At 70.9% G+C, this 18,527-nt stretch carries 18 protein-coding genes; 7 read left to right on the top strand and 11 right to left on the bottom strand.

Features of this window, described 5'->3' with window-relative positions; translation table 11 throughout:
* Positions 1 to 115: 115 nt before the first annotated feature.
* The 5 genes from ACIODU_RS12425 to ACIODU_RS12405 form a co-directional block, all read right to left on the bottom strand.
* The gene (locus ACIODU_RS12425; protein WP_401766986.1) at positions 116 to 877 is read right to left on the bottom strand and encodes a class F sortase; all 762 of its coding nucleotides are present in this window, start codon (positions 875 to 877) and stop codon (positions 116 to 118) included.
* Between the two features lies 1 nt (position 878).
* Positions 879 to 1,613 (bottom strand): hypothetical protein, encoded by a 735-nt coding sequence (locus ACIODU_RS12420; protein WP_356426095.1) that lies wholly within the window; start codon positions 1,611 to 1,613, stop codon positions 879 to 881.
* Positions 1,614 to 1,706: 93 nt separating this feature from the next.
* The gene (locus ACIODU_RS12415) at positions 1,707 to 2,486 is read right to left on the bottom strand and encodes an HAD-IIA family hydrolase (RefSeq protein ID WP_161310662.1); all 780 of its coding nucleotides are present in this window, start codon (positions 2,484 to 2,486) and stop codon (positions 1,707 to 1,709) included.
* Between the two features lie 240 nt (positions 2,487 to 2,726).
* On the bottom strand, positions 2,727 to 3,767 hold the full coding sequence (locus tag ACIODU_RS12410; RefSeq protein ID WP_401766983.1) for a hypothetical protein: 1,041 nt from the start codon (positions 3,765 to 3,767) through the stop codon (positions 2,727 to 2,729).
* Positions 3,768 to 4,753: 986 nt separating this feature from the next.
* The gene (locus ACIODU_RS12405; RefSeq protein WP_401767344.1) at positions 4,754 to 6,100 is read right to left on the bottom strand and encodes an ROK family protein; all 1,347 of its coding nucleotides are present in this window, start codon (positions 6,098 to 6,100) and stop codon (positions 4,754 to 4,756) included.
* 160 nt (positions 6,101 to 6,260) lie between these two features.
* On the opposite strand from ACIODU_RS12405, the gene ACIODU_RS12400 reads away from it, so the two are divergent.
* Positions 6,261 to 7,358, top strand: a complete 1,098-nt coding sequence (locus ACIODU_RS12400) for a Gfo/Idh/MocA family oxidoreductase (RefSeq protein ID WP_401766980.1) — start codon at positions 6,261 to 6,263, stop codon at positions 7,356 to 7,358.
* A complete protein-coding gene (locus ACIODU_RS12395) occupies positions 7,355 to 7,891 on the top strand; it encodes a heme-degrading domain-containing protein (protein WP_401766977.1) in 537 nt (178 codons plus the stop codon). The genes ACIODU_RS12400 and ACIODU_RS12395 overlap by 4 nt, the downstream gene beginning before the upstream one ends.
* Positions 7,892 to 8,007: 116 nt before the next feature.
* Here the strand turns inward: ACIODU_RS12395 and ACIODU_RS12390 are convergent, their stop codons facing one another.
* The 4 genes from ACIODU_RS12390 to ACIODU_RS12375 form a co-directional block, all read right to left on the bottom strand.
* Positions 8,008 to 8,868: a fumarylacetoacetate hydrolase family protein gene (locus ACIODU_RS12390; protein WP_401766974.1), complete on the bottom strand. Its 861-nt coding sequence runs from the start codon at positions 8,866 to 8,868 to the stop codon at positions 8,008 to 8,010.
* 235 nt (positions 8,869 to 9,103) lie between these two features.
* Positions 9,104 to 9,868: a YidC/Oxa1 family membrane protein insertase gene (locus ACIODU_RS12385; protein ID WP_401766971.1), complete on the bottom strand. Its 765-nt coding sequence runs from the start codon at positions 9,866 to 9,868 to the stop codon at positions 9,104 to 9,106.
* Between the two features lie 181 nt (positions 9,869 to 10,049).
* A complete protein-coding gene (locus ACIODU_RS12380; RefSeq protein WP_356426075.1) occupies positions 10,050 to 10,361 on the bottom strand; it encodes a DUF6412 domain-containing protein in 312 nt (103 codons plus the stop codon).
* A 125-nt stretch (positions 10,362 to 10,486) separates the two neighbouring features.
* Positions 10,487 to 11,014, bottom strand: coding sequence for a helix-turn-helix domain-containing protein (locus ACIODU_RS12375; RefSeq protein ID WP_356426072.1), 528 nt, complete (start codon positions 11,012 to 11,014; stop codon positions 10,487 to 10,489).
* A gap of 143 nt (positions 11,015 to 11,157) precedes the next feature.
* Here ACIODU_RS12375 and ACIODU_RS12370 point away from each other — a divergent pair, with 143 nt between their 5' ends.
* The 5 genes from ACIODU_RS12370 (at position 11,158) to ACIODU_RS12350 (ending at position 16,686) form a co-directional block, all read left to right on the top strand.
* Complete coding sequence (locus tag ACIODU_RS12370; RefSeq protein WP_401766967.1) at positions 11,158 to 12,636, top strand: MFS transporter; 1,479 nt, start codon at positions 11,158 to 11,160, stop codon at positions 12,634 to 12,636.
* 137 nt (positions 12,637 to 12,773) lie between these two features.
* Positions 12,774 to 13,781 carry a tetratricopeptide repeat protein gene (locus tag ACIODU_RS12365; protein WP_401766964.1) on the top strand — a complete coding sequence of 336 codons (1,008 nt, stop codon included), beginning with the start codon at positions 12,774 to 12,776 and terminating at the stop codon, positions 13,779 to 13,781.
* Between the two features lie 82 nt (positions 13,782 to 13,863).
* Positions 13,864 to 14,319: a very short patch repair endonuclease gene (locus tag ACIODU_RS12360; protein WP_401766961.1), complete on the top strand. Its 456-nt coding sequence runs from the start codon at positions 13,864 to 13,866 to the stop codon at positions 14,317 to 14,319.
* 41 nt (positions 14,320 to 14,360) lie between these two features.
* Entirely contained in the window at positions 14,361 to 15,287 is a 927-nt protein-coding gene (locus tag ACIODU_RS12355; protein ID WP_401766959.1) for a DNA cytosine methyltransferase, read from the top strand.
* Between the two features lie 76 nt (positions 15,288 to 15,363).
* A complete protein-coding gene (locus tag ACIODU_RS12350) occupies positions 15,364 to 16,686 on the top strand; it encodes a DNA cytosine methyltransferase (RefSeq protein WP_401766956.1) in 1,323 nt (440 codons plus the stop codon).
* Here the strand turns inward: ACIODU_RS12350 and ACIODU_RS12345 are convergent.
* Positions 16,677 to 17,561, bottom strand: coding sequence for a DUF6339 family protein (locus tag ACIODU_RS12345; RefSeq protein WP_401766953.1), 885 nt, complete (start codon positions 17,559 to 17,561; stop codon positions 16,677 to 16,679). The two genes, ACIODU_RS12350 and ACIODU_RS12345, sit on opposite strands and share 10 nt — an antisense overlap.
* Positions 17,558 to 18,421, bottom strand: coding sequence for a hypothetical protein (locus ACIODU_RS12340; protein ID WP_401766951.1), 864 nt, complete (start codon positions 18,419 to 18,421; stop codon positions 17,558 to 17,560). The genes ACIODU_RS12345 and ACIODU_RS12340 overlap by 4 nt, the downstream gene beginning before the upstream one ends.
* Positions 18,422 to 18,527: the final 106 nt, after the last annotated feature.

Genomic DNA, 18,527 nt, shown 5'->3' with positions numbered 1-18,527 from the left:
CCGGCGAGTCCCCCCCGGCGCGGGCCGGGACCCCGCCTCGCGAGATCCGCCTCGCGGGGTCCGCCTCACGGGATCCGCCTCGCGAGATCCGCCTCACGGGGTCCCGGCGAAAGGCTCAGCTGTCGCGGGCCTCGTCCACGCCCGTCAGGTACGCCGACACCACCACGTTCGCCGTGTAGTGGCCGGCCTTCTTGTCGAAGGTCCCGCCGCAGGTGATCAGCCGCAGCTCGGCCCGCGACTTCTCGCGCGGCCCGTAGACCTTCTTCGCGTCGAACCGCTCCCGGCTGAAGACCTGCACGTCGTCGATGGTGAACTCGGCGACGGAACCGTCACTCCTGGCCACCCGCACCTTCGCGCCGGGCCGGGCCGAGCTGAGCCCGTAGAAGACGGCCGGCTTCGTCTTGGTGTCGACGTGCCCGACGAACAGGGCGGTGCCCGCCGCGCCCGGCTGCACCCCGCGGCCGTACCAGCCGACCGTGTGCGGCGCCCCGTACGGCGGCGGGTCGACCGCCCCCGCGGCGTCAAGCCCCCGGGGCGCGACGGGCGCCTCGATCCCCAGCGAGGGGACCTCGACGCGCCGCGGCTCCGACGGCTCCAGCGGGGCGCGGGCGGCGGGCAGCGGTACGCCGTCCAGCGGGCGGCCGACCGCGGCCACATCACCGGTCGTGGGCGCCGACTGGCCGCCCGTACCGCCGGTGGCGTCGCGGCCCCAGAGACACAGGCCCAGCAGCAGGACGGCCCAGGCCACTCCGGTCAGCAGCCGGCCGGAGCCTTTGGCGGCCTTGGCGCCCGTGGCGGCCTCGGTGCCTGCGCCGCCTGCGCTGCCCTTGGCGCCCGCGCTGCCCGCGCTGCCCGTGGTGCGCTCGCCGGTGGACATGTCAGTCCGCGTCCCGCGCGGCCGACCGGTGCCGTCGCACGCTCCGGTACGCCACCGCGACCGCGGCGACACCGGCCAGGACCAGACCGATCACCGCCTGGCGGGTGCCGGGGCCCTCCGCCTCGCCGGCCTCCCGCCCGTCCGCGGCGAGGACCGCCGTACCGCCGCCGCCCGCGCCCACCGGTGCGACCGGGCTGGCGTGGTGGGTGGGCCGGTGGTGGGTCGGCCGGGAGTGGACGACCTGGACGAGGCCGGCGCCGGTCCGGCCGTGGCCGTCGCACTTGACCTTGACCTCGTACGTGCCGGAGGCGACGTCGGACTTGATGGCCGCCCCGCCGAACAGGGGCGATTTCCGGCCGTCTTCGTGGCCGGCCTTTTCGTGGCCGGCTTCCTCATGACCCGCCGGACCGTGGTCGCGGGGCGGGCCGTCGTCGCGGGGCGGCGGCCCCTCGTCGCGGCCGCCTCGGCCGAACACCGGGCCCGAGAGGCCGGCCTCCAGGACGAAGACCTGGGACCTGGCCGTACCGAACCGGCTCCGGCAGCCGTCGACCCGGATCTCGACCTCGCCACCGGGGGCGACGGTCGCCGGGGTGATGGTGACGCGGACGGACTCGTCGGCCTGTGCGGCGGTGGCGCCGAGGACCGTGGCGCCAAGCACGGTGGCGCCGAGGACGGGGGCGACCACCAGTGCGGCGGCCGCACGGGTGGTACGGAGAGCGAGCAACCTTGAACGCATGGTGAACCTCCTGGTAGACGCCAGGCTCACCCGCGCGGCGGGTTTTCGCATCCGCAGCGGCCGCCTACTTCTCGGCACACCCCGCTGACCTGCTCAGATACGGTCCACAAGGTCGGCGATCGAGTCAACGACCGACGAGGGACGGAACGGATAGCGGTCGATCTCGGCCGGTGTGGTCACTCCGGTGAGCACCAGGAAGGTCTCCATCCCGGCCTCCAGACCGGCGAGCACGTCCGTGTCCATCCGGTCGCCGATCATGGCGCTGGTCTCGGAGTGCGCGCCGATGGCGTTGAGCCCGGTGCGCATCATCAGCGGGTTCGGCTTGCCCGCGAAGTACGGGTCCTTGCCGGTCGCCTTCGTGATCAGCGCGGCGACCGCGCCGGTGGCGGGCAGCGGGCCCTCGGTGGAGGGGCCGGTCTCGTCGGGGTTCGTGCAGATGAAGCGCGCGCCGCCGTTGATCAGCCGGATCGCCCTGGTCAGGGCTTCGAAGCTGTACGTACGGGTCTCGCCGAGCACCACGTAGTCCGGCTCGTGGTCCGTGAGGATGTAGCCGATGTCGTGCAGGGCGGTGGTCAGTCCGGCCTCACCGATCACGTACGCCGTGCCGTCGGGCCGCTGGGCCTCCAGGAACTTGGCGGTGGCGAGCGCCGACGTCCAGATGTTGGCCACCGGTACGTCGAGGCCCATGCGGGCGAGCCTGGCCTGGAGGTCGCGGGGGGTGTAGATGGAGTTGTTGGTGAGAACGAGGAACGGCTTCCCCGACTCCCGCAACGCCTTGAGGAACTCGGCCGCGCCGGGGATCGGAACCCCTTCGTGAATGAGGACACCGTCCATGTCGGTGAGCCAGGATTCGATCGGCTTGCGCTCTGCCACTGGATTGTTCTCCGCTCTGCGGTGGCCAAAATGATGCTCGGTCCGACCCATCCAGCGTAACGAGCGGGCGGCGGGGCCGCGCATGCGTCCGGGGCGAGCGGCGCGGGGCGGGGGCGGGGGGGCGGCGGGGAGGTCGAACTTCCCGTACGGGCGGGCCTGTTGGGGGCGGGTCTGTGGGGGGGGTGATGGCGGTGGTGGCGATGGCGGCGGCGGGCCCCCGGCGGCCGGGTCCCTCATGTCTCAGCGCCGCTGGGTCCGCCGGCGCCGGAAGACGGCGAACAGCACGCCTCCGGCGGCGAGCAGCGCACCGGCGGCGAGGCTCCGGCCCAGGGTGCCGCCGGGGCCGGTCGCGGCGAGTTCGGGGTCGTCGGGAAGGGCGGGGGCGGGCGACACGCCACCCGGCGGCCGTTGGGTGGGTCCCGGGGTCTCCTTGCCGCGTCCGCCGACGCCGGGGCTCGTACCGCTGCCGGCGGGCCGGTCGGTGGCGCGGCTCCCGTCGGGACGGCTGCTGCTCGGGTGTCCGGAGGGGCGGGGGGTGGGATGTCCGGAGGGCGGGTTGCCGGGCACGTCCTGACGGATGCCGGGGTCGGAGTCGCGGTCATGGTTGTTGCCACGGTCGGAGTCAGTGCCGGGGTCGACGTCAAGGCCGGGGTACGTTCCGGGATCGGCGTCGGGGTCGGGGACGGGGTCGGGATCGCTGCCCTGCTTCACGCGGCCGACCGAGAAGCGGTAGGAGTTGGACTTCCCGACCCAATCCCCGTCGTCGCCACGGCGCTGCACGGTCGCGGAATTGATCTCGATCGTGTTGGCGCGGGTGCCCTTGGCGAAGGTGAGCCGCGCGCGGACGGTGACGGTACGTCCTGCCGGGACGGCGAACCCGGGCGAACCGTCATCCAGGATGCCGAGCGTCTCGTCCTCGTCGGACCGCTCCAGCGAGAGGGTCCGCCAACGGCCCCCGCCCTCGGACATCTGGAGCTTGACCTGAGAGGTCTTGAGGACCCGGGCCCGGTCGACCAGGACGATCACGGGGTGGATGTCGTGGCAGGCGTCGGCGGTGGTGTTGGTGAGATCGAGGTACCAGGTACCCGCGCCACCACCGGGCCGGTACGAGCGCGGGCCCCCGTGGATGCGGGTGTCGATGGGAAAGTCGGGATCGGACGCCTTCCCGCAACGAGGCTGCCGCTCGACCCCGGGCACGGCGACGACGCGGGCGGCCCCGACGACGCGCGGGGCGCGGCCCGCCCCAGAGGCGGCACCCGCCAGGTCGCCCCGGCGCCCCACTCCCTCACCGCCACCTCCGGCCGTACGAACGTCCCGCGCGTCCCGGACAAGGCCCACCACACGCGCGACCCAATCACTACGAGCGCCACCGTCGGGATGCGCAGCACGGACCCCACCCACGACACCGTCCCCGAACACCCCGACGGCAGGGACCACGCGGCCACCCCCGGACGAACCGCCAACACGAGCGTCCCACCCGGCACGGGCGGCAACGAACGCACGAACGCCGCGCGCGCCACCGGACGCACGGACGGCCCGGAACGCGGCAGACGCACGCTCGCCGCCCTCGGCACCAGAGCCACGACCGGTGTCACCGACCCCTGCGCCATGCGCCGCGCCGACCGCGTGGGCGACGTCGGTGACGGCTGCGGTGGCGGCGGCTTCGGTCGGGCCGGTCGCTCCGGCCTCTGGGGCCGCTGCGTGTGCGCGAGGGGCGGAGGCCATCGCACCCGGGGCGGACGGGGCCGTGTGGGTGGTCGTGGGTGGGTCGGGTGTCGTGGCCGCTGCCGGGGGTGTCAGGGCCGGGGCCACGGCGGTCGCCGCGAGGACTCCGAGTGTGGGGGCGAGGGCACGACGCAGTCGCATGGGGGCACGGCCTTTGCTGCTCGCGAAGCGGTCAGGGCACGGACGGTGCCGGTTCCTGGCTCTGCCAGCCGGGCATCGGCCGGCACCGGATCCGACGCTGCCACGCGCGACCCCGGGCGCCGGGGCGCCACGACCCAGAACGGTATGAAAGTCGTACGAATACGCTCGATCGGCTCAACCTCGCCCGCATCAAGCCGGATCACGCCGACGCAGTCCGTCGTAGTGCGTCGTGGTACGTCGTGGTACGTCGTGGTGCGCCGCACGCCGTGTCATCGCCTCGCCGCGACGCGACAGCGCCCACCTCCGCCGCAGTGGCCCCACCGCTGGGCCGCGACGGCCACCACGCCGCCACAGCGGCCCCCGCCCCCGGCGCCCGCCGCCCCCGCCGACCACCCCACCCCTCACCCCAGTTCGGCCCCCCGGCCCCGCCCGAACACCGACGCCAGCACCAACTGCGCCGCCCCCTCCGCCACCGGATACGCCCCCTCCGCGCCCCGTACCGGAACCACCGCCCCCCGGCTCCGTTCCGCGACCGCCGCCCCCACTCCCCGTACAAAACACGCCTCGTGCGCGGCGATCGTCCGGCCGCCGAGCAGCACCCGGTCGATGTCCAGCAACTCCACCAGGTTCGCCGCCCCCGCGCCGAGCACCCGCGCCGCCTCCGCCAGATCGCCGCGCGCGACCGCCGCCAGGCACAGCGCCTCGATACAGCCCCGGTTGCCGCAGTCGCACAACGGCCCGTCGAGTTGGATGACCTGGTGCCCGAACTCCCCGGCCCCGGTGCGGACCCCCCGGTGGAGCGCGCCGCCGAGGACCAGCCCGGCCCCCAGCCCCGTACCGAGATGGAGGTACGCGAAGGAGTCGCCGGGTCCACGCAGGGCGAGGCCGAGGGCGGCGGCGTTGGTGTCCTTGTCCAGGACCACCGGGAGCCCCAGGCGTGCGGCGAGGGCGTCCCGCAGCGGGTAGCCGTCCCACGCGGGGAAGCCGGTGACGCGCTGGAGCACGCCGGTGCGGTGGTCGAGGGGGCCCGGCATCGCGACCCCGACCCCGAGCAGCCCCCCGCTGCCGGCCACCTCACGCACTCCCCCGGCCGACGACGGGGCCGCGCCCGCAGCCGAATCCCCGGCCGAATCCCCGGCCGAGTCCGCAGCTGAGTCCGTAGCCGAGTCCTCAGCCGAGTCCCCGATCGGCTCTCCGGCCGACAGTCCGGCGGATCCCTCGGCCGAGCCCTCAGCCGACCGGTCAGCCGAGCCCCCAGCCGACTCCCCGACCGCCTCGCCCGCCAACGCCCCGACCGCCTCGCCCGCCCCGGACGCCACCCCCACAACCTCCCCCACCACCCGCCCCACCTGCGCCACAGCCGTCTCCACGACCTCCGCCGCCCCCGCGCCCAGGTCGAACGGAACGGTCCGTGCCGCCGCCACCGCCCCGGCCAGGTCCACCAGGACCGCCGTCAGCTCGTCGCGGTCCAGGTGCAGGCCCACCGCGTACGCCGCCGACGGCACCAGCCGCAGGACGGTCCTCGGCTTCCCCCCGGTGGACGCCCGGCGCCCGGCCTCCACGGCGAGCCCCTCCGTACGCAACCGGGCAGTGATCTTGCTGACGGCCTGCGGGGTCAGGCCCGTGCGCTCGGCGAGTTCCAGCCGGCTGATGCCGCCCGCCCCCGCCGTACGGAGCAGGTCGAGCACCAGCGCGGCGTTGTGCCCGCGCAGCACCGGCAGATTGGCCCCCGGCCCGACATGCCCCATCGGGGCCACGCTCGGCACGCCCGCCGCACCCATCGCGCCCATCGCACCCGCCCCGCTTCCCGCTTTCCCCGTACTCCCCGCGCTCCCCGCACTCGCCCTGTTCACCCCGCCATTCTGCACCGCTCTTGCACTTTGGCAACAGCGTTGCTTAAGTGGACCCATGACTGATACCGGGACTGGCACCGCGCTGCGCGTCGCCCTTGTGGGCTACGGCCTCGCGGGCTCCGTCTTCCACGCCCCCCTGATCACCGCGACCGACGGCCTGGTGCTCGACACGATCGTCACCTCGAACCCCGAGCGCCGGGAGCAGGCGCGCGCCGAGTTCCCGGACGTACGGTTCGCGGACTCGCCGGACGAGCTGTGGGAGCGTACGGACACGCTCGACCTGGTCGTCGTCGCCTCCCCCAACAAGACGCACGTACCGCTCGCGACCGCCGCGCTCCAGGCCGGCCTGCCGGTGGTCGTGGACAAGCCGCTCGCCGGATCGGCCGCCGACGCACGGGAGTTGGCCGCTCTCGCCGAGGCGCGCGGCCTGCTCCTCTCCGTCTTCCAGAACCGCCGCTGGGACAACGACTTCCGCACGCTCGCCCGCCTGATCGAGGCCGGCGAGCTGGGCGACGTACAGCGCTTTGAATCGCGGTTCGAGCGGTGGCGCCCGCAACTCAAGGGCGGCTGGCGCGAGTCGGGCTCTGCGGAGGAGATCGGCGGGCTGCTGTACGACCTGGGCAGCCACATCGTCGACCAGGCGCTGGTCCTCTTCGGCCCGGCGGTACGCGTGTACGCGGAGTCCGACGTACGGCGCCCCGGCGCGCGGGCGGACGACGACACCTTCATCGCGATCACGCACGCGAACGGCGTCCGCTCCCACCTGTACGCCAGCGCCACCACCGCACAACTCGGCCCGCGCTTCCGGGTGTTGGGGTCGACGGCCGGTTACGTGAAATACGGCCTCGACCCGCAGGAGGCGGACCTCCGCGAGGGCAGGCGGCCGGGTACGTACGTCCCCTGGGGTGTGGAACCCCCCTCGATGTGGGGCCGGATCGGCGCGGGCGAGTCCCCGGCGACCGGAGGCGGCGAGCCCGTGGAAACGGAACCGGGCGACTACCCGGCGTTCTACGCGGGGATCGCCACCGCACTGCGCGAGGGTACGGCCCCGCCGGTGTCGGCGCACGAGGCCGCGGCGGCCCTGGATGTACTGGAAGCTGCCCGGCGCTCGGCGCGCGAGGGCGTCACGATCAGCCTGGAGGCCCGCTCATGAGCACCCCATACTCCGCCCCGCTTCCCGCCCCTTCCTCCACGCCTCTCCCGGCGCCCCTCTCCACCCCGCCCACGGCGGCCGAACTCGAAGCACAGGAAGCGGAACTGACCCTCCGTCATTTCACCTACGACGACGCGTGGGTGCTCGGCACGCTCCTCGTGGAGCTGGCGAGGGAGCGGCGGGCGCCGGTGGCGATCGACATCCGCCGGGGTCCCCAACAGCTGTTCCACGCCGCCCTGCCGGGCTCGACGGCGGACAACGACGCCTGGATCGACCGGAAGAGGCGGGTGGCCGAGCGGTACGGGGCGAGCTCGTTCCTCGTCGGCACGCGGTTCCGCGAGAAGGGCACGACGTTCGAGGAGTCGTCCCGCCTGGACCCGGACCGGTACGCGGCACACGGCGGCGCGGTCCCGATCGCGGTCGAGGGCGCGGGGGTCATCGGCACGGTCACGGTCTCCGGGCTGCCGCAGGCGGAGGACCACGCGATGGTGGTGGAGGCGCTGGAGAAGCTGCGCGCGCTGTCGGCGGAGTGAGGGGGTGGCGGGGCGGCGCGGCGGAGTGACGGGCGGCGGGGCCGGTGCGGGGACAGCCCCGCACCCACCACCCCCGCCGCCCCCACCACCCTCACCACTACGCGCGCTTCGCCGCGCTACGCGCCCTTGAGCTCCTGCCGCTGGCGGCCCAGCCCCGCGATCTCCAGCTCCACCACATCGCCGGGCCGCAGGTACGGCTTGGGCTCGGGCTGCCCCAGCGCCACACCCGCCGGCGTACCGGTGTTGATGACGTCTCCCGGGTAGAGCGTCATGAACTGGCTGACGTACCGCACCACTTCCCCGACCCCGAAGATCTGGTCCGCCGTCGTGCCGTCCTGCTTGACCTCGCCGTTCACGCTGAGCTTCATCGCGAGGGCCTGCGGGTCCGGCACCTCGTCCGCCGTGACCAGCCAGGGGCCGAGCGGGTTGAACGTCTCGCAGTTCTTGCCCTTGTCCCACTGGCCCCCGCGCTCCAGCTGGAACTCGCGCTCGGAGACGTCGTGCGAGACGGCGTACCCGCCGACGTGATCCAGCGCCTCCTCCACGGAGTCCAGGTAGCGCGCGGTGCGGCCGATCACCACCGCCAGCTCGACCTCCCAGTCGGTCTTCACACTGCGGCGGGGGACGAGGACCGTGTCATCAGGTCCGACCACTGTGTCCGGAGCCTTGAAGAAGATGATCGGCTCGGAGGGGATCTCCGCGCCGGTCTCGCGGGCGTGGTCGTGAAAGTTCAGGCCGATGCAGACGATCTTGCCGATGCGCGCGACCGGGGCCCCGATGCGCAGACCGTCCTGGTCGACGACGGGCAGGTCGCCGGAGGCGGCCGCGGCGCGCACCCGTTCCAGGGCGGCGCTGTCGGCGAGGAGCGCCCCGTCGACGTCCGTGACCAGGCCGGAAAGGTCCCGGAGGGTCGTACCGTCCTGGTCGAGCAGCGCCGGGCGCTCCGCCCCCGCCGTACCGACTCGCAACAACTTCATTGGTGTTTCTCCCTCTGGTCGAGCTGGTCGGACAGGGTGGGACTGGATCAGGCCGGGGGTCGGACTGAAGTCGAACCGGGGTCGAGCTGGGCTCGGACGGGTTCAGGCCGGGTCGGGCCGGGAGTGTCCGGGGGGTCCCCGCCCCGGGGACACAGCCGCAGGTGGGCCGTTCGATCCTGCAAGACATCCGATCACTGTGCAAGCCCCGGTTCATCACCTGGACCGTCCGAGCCCCTCACACCGGGCTGGCCAGCGCCCCCGCCAGCGGCATGTCCCGGTAGAGGAAGTACCGCTCGGCCGCCGTCCATGTGGTGCTCGTCACCACGTACAGCGCGGCCGCCAGCGGCACCACGGCGACCGTGAAGAGCGTCGCGAACGACATCAGCGGCATGAACTTCATCATCGCGCCGAGTCCGGCGACCTGCTGGCCGTCCGGCCCGGCGGGCATCGCGGGCGCGGCCGCCATCTGCCGCTTCATCCGCCGGAAGTTGAAGGTCGCGACGCCGGCGACGATCGCGAAGAGGACCACGTACACCACACCGGCCGCACCGAACATCCCGCCGTGCGCGAGCGCGTCGGCCCAGCGGTCGCCGAGAGGGGCGGCGAAGAGGGAGTGGCCGAGGAGTTCGTTGGCCCCGCCGCCGATCCGGCGGCTGGAGAACAGGTGGTACATCAGGAAGAACGCCGGCATCTGCAACAGGCTCGGCAGGCAGCCCGACAGCGGCGAGACCTTCTCCGCCGCGTGCAGTTCCATGAGCGCCGTCTTCATGCGCTCGGGGTTCTTGGCGTGCCTCTTGCGCAGGGCGGCGATCTGCGGGGCCAGTCTGGTACGGGCCTTCTGGCCGCGCGCGGACGCCCGGGAGAGGGGGTGGATCGCGAGCCGTACCAACGCGGTGAAGAGGACGATCGCCGCGGCGGCCGCGCCGTGGTGGAAGACCGGCTGGAGCAGGTCGGAGAAGTTGCCGACCAGGTCGGCGAAGACGGACATGAAGACAGACATGGGGAGCCCTCCGTGGGGTCTCGTCGTGCCGGACGAATGGGAATTCGCGAATTTCGGCAGGACGAACCGCGCGGGGATACCGGGGGTGCGGGGAGGGGGAGGGAAGAGCGGTGAAGCGGTACGGCGATGGTGATGTGCTGATGCGGTGATGCGGTGATGCGGTCGTGAACCCGGTGATCCCCTACGCGGCCGTCGGCAGACGACGGCCGGGCGCTCGGGCCCTGGTGCGGCCGGAGGCGTCGGGATCCCGTTGCGGCAGGAAGGCGGTGCGGTGCTCGCGGTCGCGGATGGCGGTCCGTACCCGCTGACGCGGTACGGCGGGCACGGAGCGCGCGCTGATGTGTGCGCACACGGCGAGCGCGGTACCGGCCGCGGCGGTGGCGGCGAGCGCGACGGCGGCGGAGAGGCTGCCGGCGTCCAGCAGCATGACCTCGGTGAGGAGGAAGAGCAGCAGACCGGCGGGGCGGAGCTGGCGCGATGCGGTACGGATCATGGCCTGCCCCCCTCTGGTCGCTCTCGGTGTTGTGCTCTTCGTCCCGACCGGGAGGTCAGGCGCACTCCAACCGTTATACAGGATGGGTCCGTACGGAATCGGTGGATGGGTCCGTACGGAATCGGTCAGACGCGGTCGGTCGTGAGCGGCCGGAGGAGCCGGCGGGGGTGCAGCAGGGCCCGGCACACGGGGTCCTCCGGATTCCGGTCGAGTCCGGGGCCCGGGAGCATCTCGACGTCCTGCGGCGGTACGGGCACGGCGCACGCGGAGCACTCCCCGTACGCGCCCAGTTCGGTGCCGCACACGGCGTGGGTGAAGATCCGCAGCTGCTCGGAGCCGTCGACCTCACGCCCCCAGACGCTGAGTGAGCGCACGATCGGCCAGAGGCCGAGACCGCGTTCGGTCAGGACGTACTCGTCGCGGGGCGGGGTGTCCTGGTAGCGGCGCTTCTCCAGTACACCGGCCCGCTCCAGGCTCTGGAGGCGGGAGGCGAGGACGGCGCGCGGCACGCCGAGGTGGGTGAGGAAGTCGTTGTAGCGACGGACTCCGTAGAAGGCGTCGCGGACGACCAGGAGGGTCCAGCGCTCGCCGATGATCTCCAGCGCGCGGGCCATCGAGCACTGCTGGGCTGTGTAGTCCTTCCCGAGAGCCATGCGGTCACCTTAACAAGTCCAGGTTCAATGAATGAACCGACCATGCTACGCTCGGCGCCGACCGGCCGGGTTCAATGAACGAACCAACTCGGTCAGGGACGACGAGGTCACGGAACAACGGACCGTAGGGGACAAGAGACGCCATGGCTGGATCGAAAACAGACACAAGCGGGCAGGTGTCGACCCCGGGAACACCACCCACGCCGACGCCCTCGGCCCCGCCCCCGCCCCCGCCCCCGCCCGCGGGCGCAACCACCGGACCGACCACCGGCGTAACCGCGCGCCTCCCCGCCGCCACCCTCGCGGTCACCAGCCTCGCCACGATGGTCGCGCTGATGAACTACACGACCCCGATGCTCAGCCTCCCCACCCTCACCGCGGAGTTCGGCACCCCGCTCTCCGCCCAGGCGTGGCTCCTCAACGGCACCCCGCTCGGTCTCGCCGCCCTGCTCCTCGTCGCGGGAGGCCTCGCCGACGACTACGGCCGGCGGCGGCTCTTCCTCATCGGCACCTTCGCGCTGGGCGTCAGCACGGCGCTCGGCGCGGTCGCCGGCGACAGCCTCTTCTTCACCCTGGCCCGCGTCGCGCAGGGCGCGGCGAGCGCGGCCATCATCGCGAGCAGTCTCGGCCTGCTGGTCCACGCCTTCCCCGCCGGGCACGCGCGGATCAGGGCGACGGGGGTGTGGGGCGCGTTCGTGAGCGGCGGGATCGCCCTCGGCCCGCTGCTGGCCGGCGCCCTGAACAGCACGAGTTGGCGTCTGCCGTACGTGATCCTCGGCGCCGCCGCACTCGTCACGGCCGCCTTCGCCACCCGCGTACTCACCGAATCACGCGCTCCGCACCGCACGCGGCCCGACCTGACGGGCGCGCTGACCCTCGCCCTGGCCCTCACGGCGCTCATCAGCGCCCTCACGCTGGGCCGGGACGGCTGGCTGCGCGCGCCGGTGCTGCTCCTGCTGGCCGCGGCCGTCGTCCTCACGGCGGTCTTCGCCGCGGTGGAGAGGCGTACGGTGGCTCCCCTCATCGACCTGGGCCTGCTGCGCCGCCCGCTGTTCCAGGCGGCGTCGGTGGGCGGGCTGTTCACGGGGCTCGCGGTGATCGGGATGATGAGCTACCTGCCGTCGCTGCTCCAGGGGACGATACGGCTGTCGGCGCTGGGCGCGGCGTGGCTGTTCGTGCTGTGGGCGGGCACCGCGTTCGTGGTGGCGCTCCAGGCCAGGCGGCTGAGCGGGCGGGTGGCGGCGCGCCACCAACTGGCCCTCGGCTTCGTCCTGCACGCGGTGGGGGCGCCGGCGATCCTGGTGGCGCTGGATGCCGGTTCCCTGGTGGGCCTGCTGCCGGGGCTGTTCGTCGCGGGGGTCGGCAGCGGCCTGCTCAACGCGGCGCTGCCCCGCCTCTCCGTCGAGTCCGTACCGCCGGAACGCGCGGCGATGGGCTCGGGCGCCAACAACACGGCCCGCTACATCGGTTCGGCGGCGGGCGTGGCCCTGATGATCGCGGTGGCGACGTCGGGCACGAGCCGGGAGGCGGGGACGAACGCGGCGATCCTGGTGGCGACGGCGCTGTCGCTGGTGGCGGCGGCGCTGATGCTCGTACTGAAGGACCGCACACCAAGCCCCTGACAGACGCTCCCATCCCACACCCCACACCACTACATCCCCTCACCCCCTCATCCCCCCTCACCCCACTCATCCCCTCCTCCCCCCATCTCCTCCACCGGCCTCCGTCCGAACCACCCCACGGCAGTACGGTGTGGACCATGCGCCCCGACATGCCTGCTGACCACACCACGGAAGCCGAGCGCCTGCTCCGCACGGCGGCCCAGTACCCGGAGGACCACGAACCCCTGCTCCTCCAGGCCGCGGCCCATCTCGAACTGGCCGGCGCCCGCGACCGCGCCACCGGGCTCTACGACACCCTCCTCGCGGCCTCCCCCGACCGCCCCCACCTGGTGAAGGCCCTCAAGGCGGCCAACCTCTGGGAGTACGGGCACGAGGCCGAGGCCCAGGCGATCATCGCCGGCCTCCGCGCCGCGGCCCCGCTGGACCCGGCGCCGTGGGAGATCGTGGCGGAGACCCTGGAGGCCCACGACGAACTCGAAGCGGCCCTCGACTCCTTCACCACGGCCCTCGAACTGCTCCTCACCCCCGGCGAGGACGTCCCGTACCGCACCCAGTCCCTCCTGACCGGACGCCACCGCGTCCGCCGCCTGCTGGCCCTGGACCACGACGCCTGGGACACCCTCGCTGACAACCTCCACGGGGCCGCGGTCCCCCTGGACGAACTCCACGACCCGAAGCGCCTCTGGTCCCTGGGCTCGGACAACCCGGCCGAACTCCAGGCCGAGATCACCCGCCTCCGCGCCGAGTTGGGCTCGTACCGCACGGCCCTGTCCCGCCCGTTCCCGGTGGCGGTACTCCACTGGCCCACCCAAGAACTGCGCGAACTCCTTACGGCGTACCCGACCCTCACGACGGAATACCCCACAGAGGAAGCCCACCTCGAGGCCCTGGAGTCCGCCCTCCGCGACCTGGCGGCCACGGGCACCCCGAACCTGGGCATCGTCACGGGCACGGTCCCTTCCTACGAAGCCTTCGCAGCCTCAGAAGCCGCCTCCCCCGAAGACCCCAACCTGCTCCCCCAATACGCCACCACCCTCGCAGCCCGAGGCCGAGCCACCCCCTGGCCCCCCACCCAAACGTCCCCCTGCTGGTGCAACTCCACCACCCCCTACAACGCCTGCCACGGCACTCCGCTGCCTTCTTGATCACTTCGCCGGATCGACCGCTCGGACGGAACCCGACCACCATCAACCGTGAACCGCCCGGAGACCCGGGCGGGCAGGAGCCATGAGAAACCCAGCAAAACCGTCGTCGGCCGCCGTGTCGTCGCGTATGAGTCGCCAGGCGCGACGGGACACCGAGCCCGAGGTGGCCGTCAGAAAGTTGCTGCACGCCTCGGGCTACCGCTACCGGCTCAATGTCCGGGTGCCCGACATGCCGCGGCGAACCGTGGACATCACCTTCTCCAAGGCCAAGGTCGCGGTCTTCCTGGACGGGTGCTTCTGGCACGGCTGTCCGAAGCACGCGACGCAGCCGAAGGCGAACGCGGAGTGGTGGCGGGAGAAGCTCGACCGGAACATGGCTCGCGACCTGGAGACCACGGAGCACATGACAGCTCTCGGTTGGACCGTCCTCCGGTTCTGGGAGCACGAGGCACCGGCGGTGGTCGCCGCCCAGGTCGCGGCCACCGTGAGCAGGAACGGAACCGACGACACACATCGGCACGAGGGGAAAGACCAGTGAGACGTCTACGGTCCGTGGATGTGTGCTCAGGCGCCGGCGGCTTGGCCCTGGGGCTGGAACAGGCAGGATTTGATCCGGTTTTGGTGCTGGACCACAAACCGGTCGCGTGCGAAACCTTGCGTACGAACAGACCGTCGTGGCAGGTGCTGGAAATGGATCTCCTCGACTTCGACCCGGTGGAACACCAGGAGACCTACGACGTGGATCTGCTCTCCGCGGGCCTTCCCAGGGTGAAGTCCGCAGCGACCCGCGGACGAACCGAGAGCACCACAGAGCAACGTCTGGTGGAAGCGACCATCTTCCTCGTACACGCGGTGCAGCCGCGGGCCCTGCTCATCGAGAACGTCCCCGGGCTGGTGGACTCTCCTGAGTTCGCAGATGTACGCGCATTCGCCGAGGAAGAACTTGTCCACCTCGGTTACAGATCCAGTTGGTTCGTCGTGAACGCTGCCGACTTCGGCGTACCGCAAGACAGAAGACAAGGCGTACTGGTCGCGATAAAGGACGGCGGAACCGAGGACTTCCGACCGCCTGGACCGACCGTGTCCAGGCACGTCACAGTAGGAGAGGCACTCAACACCTCCATGTCGGCGCGCGGTTGGACCGAGGCCGACAACTGGGCGGCCCGAGCCGACCGCGTCGCACCGACACTTGTCGGCGGTTCGGACAACCGCGGCGGCGCCGATCTGGGTATGTCAGGAACGAAGAAGGCTTGGGCGCGGATGGGCATCAACGGCGCCGCCCTGAGCGACGAGGTTCCCGGACCGGACGGGGTCCAGGAGTCGGACACCTCCGACTCTCCGCTCAAGAAGATCACTGTGGAACAGGCCGCCATCCTTCAGGGTTTACCCAATGATTGGCACGTGGCGGGCAAGAAGACCGCACGCTATCGCCAGATCGGTCACGCTTCACCTCCTGCCGTGGGTAAGGCGCTGGGAGTGGCCATCGTCCGAACCTTAGGAGCGTGACTCCATCAGCCGGGCAGATGCGTATCCTCGACCTGGCGGTCGGAAAGTGTGTGCAAGCCGGCTACACTTTGCCCCCATGAGCACCCCCATTCACTATAAGTCGCAAAATGTACCAATTGGCGTGATTGATCTTTTTGCCGGCTGTGGGGGGCTTTCTGCTGGATTTCGATCGTACGAACCGAACGGCCCCGGAAGCTCACCTTTTACATCCGTCGCGGCCGTTGAGTTCGACAAGGCAGCAGCATCGACCTATGCGGCGAACTTCGGATCTGTACATGTGCACGCCGACGATATCGCGACATTCGACCCCGCCCCTTTCGAACGCACGACGGATGTCATTGTGGGCGGACCCCCCTGCCAGGGATTTTCCGGACTGGGAAAGAACGATCCGAATGATCCACGCAATGAGCTGTGGCGTGAGTACATGAGAGTCGTCACGACCGTCCGGCCCAAGATCTTTGTGATCGAGAACGTCGACCGTTTTCTGAAATCCAGCCAGTTCGCCGAGCTGGAAGCCGCCGTCGACAAGCCGGACGGCGAGCTGAACGACTACTGGATGGAGGTCAAGATTCTCAACTCGGCCGACTACGGGGTCCCACAGGCTCGACGTCGTGTGATTGTGATCTGTACCCATCGAGACCTCGGCATACCACTTCGACACCCAACTCCGACACACGACAGGAACGGGATCCTTCCTGATCCTGGGGCCGAGAAGCAAGCCGCATTCTTCACGACGGACCAACTGTCCGAGGTGAACCTTCCACCGCTCCCGTGGGTACCCGTGGGACCTCAGGTCTTCGACCGCAGCGACGAGGTTCCGCTCCTCGGGCCGGACCTCCCCTCTCCGAGCGGTGACCCGTCCCCCTTCGACGCCAACATCCTTGGCCACTATCTGACGACCGATCTCCATATTCGGCGGACGACAACAGAACTCTCCCGGGCTCGATATCTGGCGATCCCACCCGGGGGAAATCGAATGAACCTACGCGAGATGCGCTATCGCCTCGACGGCACGGGGAGAATTCGGCTGTCCACCGAGGACGGTTACAATCGACTCCGGGGTCCGGAGTACAACCTCTCCACCGACAGCTGGGACCGACACGACACCGGCGCCGGCGACGTCATGGGGCGCCTCCGCCCAGGTGGCCCGTCGGTCACCATTCGCACGGAGTTTTTCAAGCCGGAGAAGGGTAGGTACCTGCACCCCACCGCGAATCGTCCGATCACCCATTTCGAGGCAGCGCTGATTCAGGGATTTCCGGAGAATTTCAAGTGGTACGGCTCGAAGACGCAGATCGCCCGTCAGATCGGCAACGCCGTGCCGGTGGGCCTGGGCAGGGCGCTGGCCCAAGCCATTCACGAGCACCTTGAGATGTACGGCCGACCGGCTCATCCATGAGACGGCTCGCGATCGCGGACCGACGCGTCACGGAACAGTTCACCGAAGCGTTCCACCAGCGCCTCCAAAGCCTTCTCAGGGACCTGGCCGTCCGCAGGCCCTTCAGGCAGGGACCGACGGGTAACCGGTGGCGCGGAGTCCGCGCCACGCACCCATTCGTCCATGGCCTCGTCGTGGCGGGCCGCGTCCTCGGCCAACAAGTCGTAGAACAGTGTGCTGGCAGCCGCATTGGCCACAACGGCCAGCGCATTCACCTCGCGCCCCGTCCTCGCCACGCCTAGTTCCACCAGTCTGATCAGGGCCTGTGCCGTAGGGCGGTGGTCGATGATGTCCAGCCGCAGAACGGTGTTGAGGACGTCCTGATTTCCGCAGGCCACCACCACCGGTCGATAGTCGGGCCCGTTCCTGAACAGCTCTGCCGCCCACCACAGTCGAGAGAACGCCTGTGTGTAATGCGCCCCGTGGAATCGACTGGCCGAGACCACCGGAGGCCGGCCGTCCGACCCCGCCGCCGGCAGATGTCTCCACACCACGTAGTCGGGCGCCACGGCTGCAGCGAGATGATTCCAGATGCCTTCGTCCGCCGCTTCTCGACGCGTCAGTCGAAGGGTGGCGTGCAACCTTGGGGCAAGCCAGGCATCTGCCTTCGTCCGTGCATCGGCCTTGTAGACGTGCATGACGTCATCGATAAGGTCACGTACCGGTTCGACGCGTAGCCGTACGTCGTCGGGGGCCAGCGAGGTGATCGCGCCGCTGAGCTCGATGTAAGGCGGCTGCTCCCTACCCGATCTCACACCGGAACTGACGTACTTGACTGCGTTGAGCTCCGAGAGCAACGCGATCCGGTCGGGAAGTGGTTCCGGTCTGTCGATCACGCCTTGTTCTCCCTCTGGGACATGTCGAGCACGCGCAGGGCGGTACCAACGTTCCTGGCAACTTTCGCCCGACGGCCCGCCGCATAGTTGATACGTGGTTGTAGTTCGTTCCAGCCGGACGATTCGCAGCGGCGTGCGTGGATCTCGTTCAGGGCGTCGATTCCCGACATGCCGGGCAGGATGTCGGAGAGCATCCCGTTCAACACGGCGTCACGCCATCCACCCGGCCACTCAGGGTTGCCGTCCGAGTCCAGTTCGAGGTCGCTGACGGCGGAGTGGAACACCGCCGTCCATATGTCGGTCGCGATCTGGGCGGCGAGCATGTCCCTGATCCCCCGCTCCAACGGACTCCCGCCGGAGTTGAGCAGTTCCGAGATGCCTTCGAAGCCGGTGTTCACGTGGACCGTCGGAAGGTCTCCGGAGGTCTCCACCAACCAGGGGGCGTCCTTGAAGGCCTTGAGCCACTCATGTGGACCATCGGCGAAGTCGACCTCTACGACCTGCAACTCGCTGCGTCGTACCGGGGTTCGCGCGGTGAGGTCGACGGTCCAGTTCTTCTCGGAACCGCAGATGATCCGCCCGGGCACCCCGTCGACGGTCGCGACCACCGTCACCGACAGCTCGGCCTGGCTACGATGATCGGCCCTCCACAGTCTGATCCGTCCCACCCATTCCGCGCTGCCTTCGCCCTGTCTCCGAAGGAGGGCAGTCGTGCGGGCGTTGGTGGCCTTCTCCGTGAGCACGGCGACGACAGCTACGTCTGACCAGGCGCCGTCCTCGATCTCCTTCATCGGCAGGGTGGCCGTGAGAGAGAGCCTGGAGGTCTTCCAATCGTCCCGTTCCACCTGGTGGAGCGCCACGACGCGCTCCTCTCCGGAGAAGACTGACGTAGGCAGGTTGCGTTGGTCCTGCTTCACCGCCGTCACCCTGAAGGTGACCTTCCCGGCCGGTGTCGGATACGGAAGC

The organism is Streptomyces sp. NPDC088261, from assembly GCF_044740805.1.
In the GTDB taxonomy this organism is placed as follows: domain Bacteria; phylum Actinomycetota; class Actinomycetes; order Streptomycetales; family Streptomycetaceae; genus Streptomyces.
Note: the sequence above shows the minus strand (reverse complement) of the source record. Positions and strands in the feature narration are given on the sequence as shown.